This is a genomic window from Stenotrophomonas sp. Sm2128, from assembly GCF_030985535.1.
GTDB lineage: Bacteria > Pseudomonadota > Gammaproteobacteria > Xanthomonadales > Xanthomonadaceae > Stenotrophomonas > Stenotrophomonas maltophilia.
This window is the reverse complement of sequence record NZ_JAPTFQ010000114.1, coordinates 1-10,726: the sequence shown is the minus strand read 5'-3', so window position 1 is coordinate 10,726 and position 10,726 is coordinate 1. Positions and strand designations below refer to the sequence as shown.

General features: G+C 67.3%; 9 protein-coding genes. 2 read left to right on the top strand and 7 right to left on the bottom strand.

All coding sequences use genetic code 11. The annotated features are described in order from the left end of the window. Positions 1 to 89: 89 nt before the first annotated feature. From O0K41_RS21165 to O0K41_RS21150, 4 genes are all read right to left on the bottom strand, one after another. Complete coding sequence (locus tag O0K41_RS21165; protein ID WP_088436624.1) at positions 90 to 1,244, bottom strand: HlyD family secretion protein; 1,155 nt, start codon at positions 1,242 to 1,244, stop codon at positions 90 to 92. Positions 1,245 to 1,254: 10 nt separating this feature from the next. Beyond that, positions 1,255 to 2,928 (bottom strand): MFS transporter, encoded by a 1,674-nt coding sequence (locus O0K41_RS21160; RefSeq protein ID WP_005408691.1) that lies wholly within the window; start codon positions 2,926 to 2,928, stop codon positions 1,255 to 1,257. Beyond that, positions 2,928 to 3,494, bottom strand: a complete 567-nt coding sequence (locus O0K41_RS21155; protein ID WP_005408692.1) for a TetR/AcrR family transcriptional regulator — start codon at positions 3,492 to 3,494, stop codon at positions 2,928 to 2,930. Before O0K41_RS21155 ends, O0K41_RS21160 begins: the two co-directional genes overlap by 1 nt. Positions 3,495 to 3,695: 201 nt before the next feature. Then, entirely contained in the window at positions 3,696 to 5,903 is a 2,208-nt protein-coding gene (locus O0K41_RS21150; RefSeq protein WP_049451874.1) for a TonB-dependent receptor, read from the bottom strand. 135 nt (positions 5,904 to 6,038) lie between these two features. Between O0K41_RS21150 and O0K41_RS21145 the strand changes: the two genes are divergently transcribed. Both O0K41_RS21145 and O0K41_RS21140 read left to right on the top strand, forming a co-directional pair. After that, positions 6,039 to 6,452: a MerC domain-containing protein gene (locus tag O0K41_RS21145; RefSeq protein WP_008264835.1), complete on the top strand. Its 414-nt coding sequence runs from the start codon at positions 6,039 to 6,041 to the stop codon at positions 6,450 to 6,452. 110 nt (positions 6,453 to 6,562) lie between these two features. Beyond that, positions 6,563 to 6,742: a 30S ribosomal protein THX gene (locus O0K41_RS21140; RefSeq protein WP_004150462.1), complete on the top strand. Its 180-nt coding sequence runs from the start codon at positions 6,563 to 6,565 to the stop codon at positions 6,740 to 6,742. Positions 6,743 to 6,842: 100 nt separating this feature from the next. Here O0K41_RS21140 and O0K41_RS21135 read toward each other — a convergent pair whose 3' ends face one another. The 3 genes from O0K41_RS21135 to O0K41_RS21125 all read right to left on the bottom strand — a co-directional run bounded on the left by O0K41_RS21135 (position 6,843) and on the right by O0K41_RS21125 (position 10,560). Continuing rightward, positions 6,843 to 8,093 carry an ectonucleotide pyrophosphatase/phosphodiesterase gene (locus tag O0K41_RS21135; protein ID WP_164222629.1) on the bottom strand — a complete coding sequence of 417 codons (1,251 nt, stop codon included), beginning with the start codon at positions 8,091 to 8,093 and terminating at the stop codon, positions 6,843 to 6,845. A 500-nt stretch (positions 8,094 to 8,593) separates the two neighbouring features. Further along, positions 8,594 to 9,085 (bottom strand): methylated-DNA--[protein]-cysteine S-methyltransferase, encoded by a 492-nt coding sequence (locus O0K41_RS21130; protein ID WP_005408696.1) that lies wholly within the window; start codon positions 9,083 to 9,085, stop codon positions 8,594 to 8,596. Continuing rightward, positions 9,082 to 10,560 (bottom strand): DNA-3-methyladenine glycosylase 2, encoded by a 1,479-nt coding sequence (locus tag O0K41_RS21125; protein ID WP_164222631.1) that lies wholly within the window; start codon positions 10,558 to 10,560, stop codon positions 9,082 to 9,084. Before O0K41_RS21125 ends, O0K41_RS21130 begins: the two co-directional genes overlap by 4 nt. Between the last annotated feature and the right edge of the window lie 166 nt (positions 10,561 to 10,726).

The following is a 10,726-nucleotide window of genomic DNA, read 5'->3' as shown; positions in this document are numbered from 1 at the left end:
GCCGGTATTTTTGAAACGGGGGTCACAGCCATTTGCCTGTGCAAATGGTATGTGACCCCGTTTCATATCGGTGCGACAGGGCCTGCGTCCTAGTCCATCGGCTTGGACCGCGTATCTACCCGCACGATCACTGACATGCCGGGCCGCAGCTGCGCGGCCAGCTTCTGGCCTTCATTGATCGATATCCGCACCGGCAGCCGCTGCACCACCTTGGTGAAGTTGCCGCTGGCATTGTCCGGGCGCAGCACGCTGAATTCCGACCCGGTGGCAGGCGCGATCTCCTGCACGCGGCCCCGCAGCACCTGGCCCTGGAACGCGTCCACCGAGAACGTGGCCGGCTGGCCGATCGCCATGCCCCAGGTCTGGCCTTCCTTGTAGTTGGCCACCACCCACAGCGTGTCAGGGACCAGGAACAGCAGCTGCGAACCGGCGGCGACGTACTGGCCCACGCGCACGCTGGCTTCGCTGATCTGGCCGTCGCGTGGTGCGTGGATCACCGTGTTGGCCAGATCGATGCGCGCCAGTTCCAGCTGCGCCTGCGCGCTCTCCACCTGGGCCTCCAGGCTCTTGCGTGCCACCTGGGTCGACACCAGCGTTTCCTCGGCGATGCGGATCTGCGCCTGCGACTGCTGCACACTGGCCTGCGCCGAAGCCTGCGCGGTGCGGAACTTGTCGCGGTCGTTGATCGATACCAGCTGCTGCGCGGCCAGTTCCTCGTAGCGCTTGGTCTCGTTGCGTGAGCGTTGCAGCTCCGCCTGCCCGGCCGACAACGTGGCGCGGGCGGAGGCAATCTGCGCGCGGTTCTGCGCCTGGGACTGGTCCGAGTTGGCCAGGGCCGCGCGTGCGCTGTCCAGCGTCGCCTGCGCCTGGGCGACCCGCTGCGCATAGATGCGGTCATCGATGCGCAGCAGCGGCTCGCCTTCCTTCACGTGCTGGAAGTCCTTCACCAGCACCTCGGTCACATAGCCGTTGACCTGTGGCGCCATCACCGTGATCTGTCCGCGTACATACGCGTTGTCGGTCACCATCACGCTGCTGGTGAACGGCCACAGGTGCCAGGCGCGCAGGATCAGCGCAATGCCCAGCAGGGCCACCACCACCATCACCACCACGCTGCGCGCGCTGGGCTTGAGGTACTTCGGCGCGACAGCGGGTTCTACCGGCGTGGGGGCAGGCGCCGCGTCGGTCGGCGGCGGTGGGGTCACGTTGTCGGCGTCGTCGGGTCGGGGCGGGACGGGAGGCATGGTCGAGAGCTCAGCGGGGCGCGGCCGGCGTGGCCACAGCGGGGGAAGTGGGGTGGCGCTTGCGCCATTGCTTGAGCACGGCGGTGCGCAGCGACAGCAGCAGCAACCAGCACAGGAAGCCGATGGCCAACCAACCGCTCAGCGTGAACACATCATTGAAGCCGCGTACGTTGGCTTCGCGGCGCGTCGTCTGCGCCAACTGCGCGCTGCCCTGCGCGCTGCGCAGCACCGGATCGGTGATCTGGGCGACGTACAGCTGCTGTTGGATGCGCAGGCGCTGTGCCACCACCGGGTCGGCTGGGTCGAGCTGGCTGGTCAGCGCGCTGGAATACAGCTGCTCGCGATGCAGCTGGAAGGTCCCCAGCACGGCCGAGCCGGCCAGGCCGCCCAGCGTCTGCGTGATCGACAGCGTCACCAGGAAGGTGATCATGTGGTCCACGCCCTGTTTCAGCGCGGCGGAAATGCCGAGCATGATCAACGGGCCCATGAACATGCCGGCACCGACCGAGGCCAGGAACTGGCTGGCGTAGAAGTCGTGCGGCCGATCCATGCTGGTGCGGTGCTGGTCGAAGAACGCGGCGGCGCCCAGCAGCAGGATCGCCATCAGCAGCTGCGGGATCAGCCGTTTGGGCCCGAAGGTCAGTGCAGTGCCGGCGATACCGGTGATCACGCCGGCAAGAATCACCACGAACAGCGGCCGCAACTGATCAGGGCCCATGCCGAGCGTGCGCATCAGGTTGACCACGCCGTAGGACTGCTCGGTGGTCAGGAAGCGGATCAGGAAGGCGCCGACGATGAAATGCAGTACGGGCAGGCTGGCCAGCCAGCGTGTCTGCAGCAGCGGATTGCGCCGGTAGTGCTCGATGATGAAGGCGGTGGTGGACAGCACGATCGAGGCGACCAGGGCCCAGCCCAGCCACGGCGTGTTGAGCCACCAGCGGGTGTAGCCCTGCGCCAGCACGATCACCAGCAGCGCGACGGCCGGTGCAAGCAGGGCAAAGGTGAGGAAGTCCAGCGGTTCGAAGGCCTTCACCTGGATGCCGGGCGGCAGCTTAAGCACCACCACTGCCGCGAACGCGCACAGTGCCAGCCCGGCTTCGAATGAGTAGAGCTGATGCCATTGGCCGGTATCGACCAGGCCTGGTGAAACGATCCAGGCGATCGGCACCGCCAGCTGCGAGAGGCCGACGCCGACCACCAGCAGATTGCCGGTAAAGCGGCGCGGCAGCGCCTGCAGCATGTACAGCGTGCCCAGTGTCGAACAGGCCGCACCCGCGAAGCCGCTGGCGGCGCGGGTCAGCATCGTGGTCTCGAAGCTGCCGACGAACAGGTGCAGCACCGCCAGGGCCGCGTACAGGCCCAGCCCGATCTCGGCGAACAGGCGGATGCCGTACTGCTGGCGGAACTTGAAGGCCAACAGGTTGGCGGTGACATTCACCATGGCATAGGCGGCCACCAGCCAGCTGCCCTGGGTCGGGGTCAGTGCCAGCTGGCCCTGCAGGAACGGCAGGTTGGCGGTGACCAGCGCATTGCCGAGGCCGCCGGTGATCGCCACCAGCAGTGATACCAGCGCATAGGCCGCGCGCCGATACGGCGGGTGCCAGGGCATCGACGCCGAACCGGGCATGGTCGGCTTCTCGTGCTCCTCCCAATCCGGAACCGGCTTCAGATACGGCTGGACCATCAGCGAGCCTCGCTGGTTGCTCCCTGGAGACCCCCGCGCAGCAGTTGCAGTGCGCGCCCGGCCAACTGAGCGCGCTCGTCGCGGGTCTTGCCGCGCAGGGCCGCACCCAGCATGCCCGAGATCAGTGAAATATCCGTCTTTTCCAGGTCGGCACGGCACAGCCCGGCGGCCTTGGCGCGCGCGATCGGTTCCTCCAGCAGGTCGCGCACGGTCTCGCGCGCGGCGCGCATGGACGGCACGTCCGAATCGACCGCACGCCAGTAATCGGCCAATGCCGGCGAATCAATGATGCGCTGGGCCATGCCCTCGAACACCTCGAACAGGGCGTCGTCGCGGTCGCCGAGCTGCTCGACCTGGCGCCGGATGCGGTCGACCGTGCGCTGCAGCAGCGCCTGGATCAGTGCGGTGCGGTCGGGGAAGTTGCGGTACAGGGTGGCGCGGCCTACCTGGGCGCGTTCGACCACCAGGTCCAGCGGGGCGGTGACACCATGTTGGCCGAACACATGATCGGCGGCATCGAGGATGAGGGCACGGCGGGCAGCAGCATCGGCACGTTGGGCAGTCATGGAATTATTTTCGGACAAAAGTGTCCGATTGGCGAGACATTGGGTGACGGGATTGTCCGCTTGTTGTGGTACGCACATCTTTGTGACGGATGCGTGATGGCGTGGGTCGAAATGAAAACGGGGGCCCGAAGGCCCCCGTGGAATGGCGTGGGGGGTCAGAGCCCTTTCCTTCGAAAAGGGCTCCGACCCCGCCGTGCGCGATCAGAAGAACGCGCGGATGCCGAATGCGACACCACGGCCTGGCAGCGGCGAGTAGTCGCGCAGCAGCGAGGTATGCGGGCGCACTTCGCGGTTGGTCAGGTTGCTGCCATCCAGGAACACCTCGTAGCTGTTGCTGGCGTTGCGATCCCAGCGGTAGGCCAGGTGCGCGTCGACCAGGGTGTAGCCGTCGCTCGGGGCTTCGTTCTGGGCGACGTCCTTCTGGCGGGTGTAGCGGACCGCACCGACCGAAGCGCGCCAGCCGTCCTTCGACCAGCGCAGGTCGGCGCCGACGCGGGCCGGTGCGATACGCGGCAGATAGCCAGTGTTGGCCAGTTCCACCGTGTAGTTGTGGTTGTGGTCGCCATGCGGCACGGCGATGTCCAGGTTGCGGCTGCCGCTGCCATCCAGCTTGGCCTTCACGTAGTCGCCGAACAGGCGCAGATCCCAGTCACCGGCGCCGCCCTCGAACAGGTGCACCAGCGCTTCGGCCTCGGCACCGCGGAACACCGCATCCTGCTGTGTCCAGGTGCGCACCGGCAGGCCCTCGGTGATGCCGGTGTCGGCCAGGTAGATGAAGTCCTTGAACCTGGTCTGGTAGACCGACGCGGAGAAGTCCAGGCGCTCGCTGTGGGTGTGGATACCCAGTTCCACGCGCTGGCCGCGCTCGGTCTTCAGGTTGGCGTCGCCGATTTCCAGCGAACGGGTGGCGATGTGCGCGCCGGCGGCATACAGCTCTTCGTTGGTCGGTGCACGCTCGGAGCTGTCCACGCCGATGCGCAGGTCAACGGCATCGTTGAGCTTCCAGATACCAGCGGCAGACAGGTTGGTGGCACCGAAGGTGCGGCGGCGGTAGTCACCGCTCGGGTCCAGCTTGACCTGGTCGTGGCGGCCGCCCAGTTCCAGCTTGAACGGGCCAAACTGCTTTTCCTGCAGTACGAACAGGCCGATGTTCTTCGTGCCGGTATCCGGAACGAACGCCTCTTCGCCCTTGGCACCGAAATCACTGTTGCCGAACTGCAGGCCGAAGGCGCCGTCCCAGCCGCCGATCTGCTGCTGCACCGCTTCCAGGCGCGCTTCGATGCCGCGGTTGGTGAAGCGGGTCGACGGCGTACCGGCTTCCAGCTCTACGTGTTCGTAGTCGGTGTAGGCCACGCGTGCGTTGATGTTCTTCAGGAACGAGACCGGGTTGTAGATGCCGGCCTTGGTCTCGAAGCGGTTCTGCACCATGTCGATGCGCACGTCGTGCTCGTCGCCGCCTTCCTCTTCATCACCATGGTCGTGACCGTGGTCATGGCCATGATCGTCACCATCGGCGTGCACGTGCGCGCCATTGGGAATGCCGTAGTTGGTGCGGTAGGTACTGGCCGATACGCCGAAGTAGCCGCCGTCGCCCAGCCACGTTGCGCCGACGCCACCGGCGCGGGTGCGGATCGAGCTGTTGTCGAGGCGGCCGCGGCGCGGCTCTTCGCCTTCCTCGCCCGCATGATCATGGTCGTGGTCGTCGTGGTGGTCTTCCAGGCTGTCGATTACCGCGTAGCCGGGAATGCGGTAGTCGTCGCCGTTGCGGACCAGGCCATCCACATGCAGCACGACGTTGCCGCTGACGCCGTCGAGGCGGAACATGCCGCTGCGTTCATTGTTCACCGAATTGCCGCGCAGTTCGGCACGACCGCTGAGCGGCCGCTCAGGCAGCTCGCGCGCGATGCGCCCGTCGACCACATTGACCGCACCACCAATGGCGCCGCTGCCGAACAGCAGCGTGGCCGGGCCCTTCAGTACTTCGATCTGGTCGGCCAGGAACGGTTCGATGCTGGTGGCGTGGTCGGCGCTGACCGTGGACGCATCCATGTTGCCCATGCCGTTGGACAGCACGGCCACGCGCGGGCCTTCCTGGCCACGGATGATCGGGCGGCCGACGCCGGGGCCGAAGAAGGTGCTCTGCACGCCGGGCAGCTTGGCCACGGTATCGCCGAGGGTGCCGGCCTTCTGCTCGTCCAGGCGTTCACCGGCCAGCACCTCCACCGGGCGTGCCAGCGATTCGGCGTCACCCTGCAGCGGCGACGCGGTGACCTGCACCGACGACAGCTCGGTCAGGTGGCGGTCACGATGGGCGGTGTCCTGGCCGGCTGCAAAGGCGACGGACGGCAGCAGGGCGGCGAGGGCCAGGGCCAGGGAATGCGGCTTGAGCCGTGGGGTATGGGCGGGCATGGACGGGTCCTTTGTTACAATGTATCAATCGCGGGGCGCACGAATCCCGTCGATGGGACAGGGGGAGGGAAACCGTGCGGGTCGGAGAGGTATGTTATATTATTCCATAACGATTCGCCGACCCTGCTGGAAGTCATGTCCCTGTCCTCACGCCTGCGCCACCTGCTCGACCGTTTCGGCGCCACTGGTTCGATGCTGTGCGCGGTGCACTGCGCGGTGATCCCGGTGCTGCTGGCCGCAGCGCCTTCATTGGGGCTGTCGTTCTGGCTGAGCGACGGCGTGGAACAGGCGCTGGTGGTGTTCGTGACCCTGCTGGGGTTGTTCAGCCTGGTCTGGGGCTACCGCCGGCACGGTGCGCTGCGTGCGCTGGGCTTCCTGATTCCCGGCCTGGTCGCATTGTGGGCCGGCGTGCTGTATGACCCGCTGCACCACAATGCGGTGCCGCACGCGGTGGTGATGACCATCGGTGGCCTGCTGGTGGGTGTGGCCCATCTGGTCAACCTGCGCCTCAACCACGGTCACGTGCACGACGCCAGCTGCGCGCACTAGGCGCTCCGTGATAGGATTTTCGATCGTGCGCGGGGGCGCCCAGCAAGGCGGCCCCGCCGAACCCGTGTCAGTACGGGGTAACCAGATTTCACATTTGAGGAGTTGAAGACATGGGTAAGGGTGACCGCAAGACCGCCAAGGGCAAGCGCTACAACGCCAGCTATGGCAACGCCCGTTCGCACACCGCCAGCAAGGTCGCCGTAGGCGCCGCCGCTCCGGTTGCCAAGAAGACCGTGGCCAAGGCTCCGGCGAAGAAGGCTGTGGCGAAGAAGGCCGTCGCCAAGGCCTGATCCGGTCGAACGACCGGTTCAATGAAAAACGCGGCGCCTGGCGCCGCGTTTTTTTATGCCTGTCCGGTGAGCCGAGCGTGGGTTCGGCTCTACAACCGCATCAGCGCAGTGTCTTCTTCAGCGTTTCCGGATTGCCATCGTTCGGCGCGGCCGGTACCTGCAGCAGGTGGGCCAGCAGCGGATAGACATCGACGTTGTCGAAGCCATCGATCACCAGGCCCTGGCGGAACGACGGGCCGCCGGCCACGAACACTGCGCGCATGGAAGGCAGTGCGTTGTCGTAGCCATGCGAACCTCGATCCTGCTTCGCACGCTTGGCGATCTTCTCCTGGTGCAGGGCATCCCAGCCTTCATCCATGACACAGACGATGGCCGGAACCCGCGGATGCGTGCCGTAGTGCCAGCGTGCCGGCAGGTTCTCCTTCTTCCAGCATTCGTAGTGCGCGTGGCGTCCGAGCAGGGCGCGTTCGGCTTCCGCTTCGCGGCCGGCGACCGGCGCAAAACCCACCGACTGGCCCTGGCTGATATTGCGTGCAATGGCCGGGTCGGCCATCGACTCGGTGGCGATCACGTTGCCGTCGGCGACGCTGGCCATGCCGTGGTCGGACACGACGATCACGTCGGTGGTCTTGGCCAGATCGCGCTGCTGCAGCCCGTCGAGCACCTGGCCGACGATCTGGTCGGCGCGCACGATGGCGTCGGCGTACTGCTTCGACCCGGGGCCGTAGTTGTGGCCGGCCTTGTCCACGTGTTCCATGTACAGCGTGGTGAGGCGCGGTGCATCAGCATCGGTCTGCGCCAGCCAGTCGAGCACGATGCCGGCCCGCTGCTCCAGCGGTTCCTTGCCGTCGTATACGCGCCACTTGCTGGGGCGCACGCCGCGGATTTCAGACTCACTGCCCGGCCACGCCGTGGTGGCCGAACGTACGCCAGCGTTCTCGGCACTGACCCAGATCGGTTCGCCACCCCACCAGCCGCTGGTGGTGACCGCGTCGCGGTTGCTCAGTTCGAAACGGCCCAGGGTTGCATCGTCCATGCTGTTGTTGACGATGCCGTGGTGGTCCGGCCGCAGGCCGGTGACGATGGTGTAGTGGTTGGGGAAGGTCAGCGACGGATAGGACGGCGTCATCCAGCGTGCACGCACGCCGCCGTCGATCAGTCGCTGCAGGTTCGGAGTGAGCCCACGGTCCAGCGCATCGGCGCGCAGGCCGTCGATGGAGATCAGCAGCAGCTTCGGAGGCGAAGCCGCAGCGGCGGAACCGGGAACGGAGGCGGAAGGGGCGGGCGCGGTGGTGCAGGCCGCCAATGGCAGCAACAGCGCCAGCGCGCAGGTCAGGCGTACGGAAGTCATCCACGCATGATAAGCCCGCGCAATGACGCGCCCAAGACACGGCGCGCTATCACGCGCCGTGTCCGCGCATTTTTCCTTATCCCCGCGCCTGTCGGCGCGCCCCCTTCAACAGGAAGGGGGATTTTCTCCAGACACAATTCCTGATGCTTCCATCCACGCATGGCGTGGATCTACCGTGTCGACCAAGGTCGACACCTACCAACAGTTGCGCAGAATGACGTTCGGACAGATCGCCGGAACCTGTCGAAGGCTGGGTGGGTCCGGTTGCAGGGGCGTGAGCGCCATGGGCCCGAGGCATGCCTCGGGCGGGTTGGGCAGGACGCCCAACCCCGGTCTTGCCGTGTGCGCAGGACAGCGCACACGAGCAAGCGGCGACCGAGCTTACAGGGACGTACTTGCAGCGTCCCCTGCAACTGGACCCACCCTGCCTCCCCGCAGGAAGCCCGCTGTTGCTGTTGCTCTAGCCTCTGCGGGTGCCGGGCGCAGCCCGGCCAGCCCTCTCAGGCGAACAGCGGGGCCTGGCGTTGTTCCAGCCGCAGCAGCGCGGCCTTGGTTTCCAGTCCGCCGCCGAAACCGGTCAATGCGCCGTTGCTGCCGATCACGCGATGGCAGGGCAGGATGATCGGCAGCGGATTGCGCCCGTTGGCCGCGCCGACCGCGCGGGTCGCACTGGGCTGGCCGAGGTGCTGCGCCAGCTGCAGGTAACTCCAGGTCTGGCCGAACGGAATCAGTGCCAGCGCCTGCCATACGCGCAGCTGGAACGGCGTGCCACGTGGCGCCAGCACAAGGTCGAAGCTGTTGCGCTCGCCGTGCAGGAACTGCAGCAGCTGTTCGCGTGCTTCCGGCAGGGCATCCGGTGCGTAGTGCCAGTCGTCGCGTCCGCGCGCCGGATGGCGGTTTTCCGGGAACAGCACATGTGACAGGCCACGCTCATCACCGGCGATGGTCAGCACGCCGATGGGGCTGTCGAAGCGATCAAACAACAGGGTCATGTCGGTTCTCCAACGAACGTGCCGGACAGGTGCCACAGGTGCAGCACGGCATAGGCGCGCCACGGGCGCCACGGTTGCGAGCGCGCTTCAGTTGCACGTTCGCTCAGGCGCTGGCCCTGTGCGTGGCCGAGCACCTGCTGCAGCACCAGGTCGCCGGCGGGGAAGGCATCGGGCTGGCCGAGCCCGCGCAGGGCGATGTACTGCGCGGTCCACGGGCCGATGCCGGGCAATGCCACGCAGCGCGCAACAAAGTCTTCCAGGGCCTGCCCGGGTCCGAAGTCGAGCTGGCCGCTGGCACATGCAGCGGCCAGCGCACGCACCGTGGCGGCGCGGGTGCGCGGCAGGCCGATTGATTCCAGCGGCGCCTCGGCCAGCACCTCGGGCGCTGGGAACTGGCGATCGAAGTCCGATGGCATGCCCGGCAGGTGTGCGCCATAGGCATCGACCAGGCGCCGTGCGAAGGTGGTGGCCGCGGCCACGCTGACCTGCTGCCCAAGCACGGCACGCACGCCCACTTCGAAGCCATCCCAGCCGCCGGGCACGCGCAGCCCGGGGCGTTCGGTGATGCCGCGCGCCAGCAGGGGTTCTTCACCCAGCGCGGCATGGACCTGCTGCAGGTCGGCATCCAGATCGAAGACACGGCGTACGCGGCGCACGATGTCGGGGATCAGGCGCGGATCAACCGCGCCCAGTTGCAGGCGCAGTTCGGGGCGTTTCGGGTCGGCAGTGACGCGCAGCAGGGTGGGGCGCTCCGGCGTGCCGAGCACGCGCTGGTAGCTGTCCTCGCCGATGAGTTCGATGCCGGGCAGGCTGCGCTTGCGCAGGAAGGCCAGCATGCGCGGGAAATCCAACGGTGGGCGGTACACCAGCCGCAGTACCAGGCCGCCGCCATCGGCGGCCAGCGGCTGGTGCTGGCGACGCAGCGCGGTTGGTGCCATGCCGCAGCCCTGCAGGAAGGCGGTATTGAAGCGGCGCAGGCTGTTGTAGCCGGCGGCCAGCGCAACATCGGTCACCGGCAGCGTGGTCTCGGTCAGCAGCTGCTTGGCCAGTAGCAGGCGATGGGTGGCGTGGATCTGCCCCGGCGTCGCGCCCAGGTGTTCAACGAACAGGCGCTGCAGTTGGCGCGCGCTGAGGCCGATCTTCTCTGCGAGATCGGCCACCGGCTGGTCCTGCAGGAAACCGCCATGGATCAGCGCGAGGGCGCGCTGCACGGTCTGCCCGGCCAGTGCCTGCTGGGCCTGCGGTGCCAGTTCGGGACGGCAGCGCAGGCACGGGCGGTAGCCGGCGGCGGCGGCCGCAGCGGCGGTCGGGTAGTAGGTGATGTTGCGCGGCTTCGGTGGCGGTGCCGGGCACACCGGGCGGCAATAGATGCCTGTGCTGCGCACGGCGGTGAAGAAAACGCCGTCGAAGCGTGCGTCACGGGCCAGGCGGGCGCGGTCGCAGGCGGCGGTGTCGAGGGCGAGGGCGGTGTCCATGGCGCCAGTCTAGGCCTCTGGCGACGGCGATACTCGCCACATTCGGACATGGATGCTGAAGGGGGTTCTGGCAGGGCCGCGCCCTGCACCCGTGGTAGTGCCGGCCGCTGGCCCGCGACCCGGCCACCAAGATATCGGTTTGCTGGAAAGGGGGCGGGGGGGGGGG

Coding starts and splice junctions, on each gene's coding strand:
- O0K41_RS21155 (WP_005408692.1), bottom strand. CDS start 3,494: ATGACTGCCCAACGTGCCGATGCTGCTGCCCGCCGTGCCCTCATCCTC.
- O0K41_RS21125 (WP_164222631.1), bottom strand. CDS start 10,560: ATGGACACCGCCCTCGCCCTCGACACCGCCGCCTGCGACCGCGCCCGC.
- O0K41_RS21160 (WP_005408691.1), bottom strand. CDS start 2,928: ATGGTCCAGCCGTATCTGAAGCCGGTTCCGGATTGGGAGGAGCACGAG.
- O0K41_RS21130 (WP_005408696.1), bottom strand. CDS start 9,085: ATGACCCTGTTGTTTGATCGCTTCGACAGCCCCATCGGCGTGCTGACC.
- O0K41_RS21140 (WP_004150462.1), top strand. CDS start 6,563: ATGGGTAAGGGTGACCGCAAGACCGCCAAGGGCAAGCGCTACAACGCC.
- O0K41_RS21135 (WP_164222629.1), bottom strand. CDS start 8,093: ATGACTTCCGTACGCCTGACCTGCGCGCTGGCGCTGTTGCTGCCATTG.
- O0K41_RS21150 (WP_049451874.1), bottom strand. CDS start 5,903: ATGCCCGCCCATACCCCACGGCTCAAGCCGCATTCCCTGGCCCTGGCC.
- O0K41_RS21165 (WP_088436624.1), bottom strand. CDS start 1,244: ATGCCTCCCGTCCCGCCCCGACCCGACGACGCCGACAACGTGACCCCA.
- O0K41_RS21145 (WP_008264835.1), top strand. CDS start 6,039: ATGTCCCTGTCCTCACGCCTGCGCCACCTGCTCGACCGTTTCGGCGCC.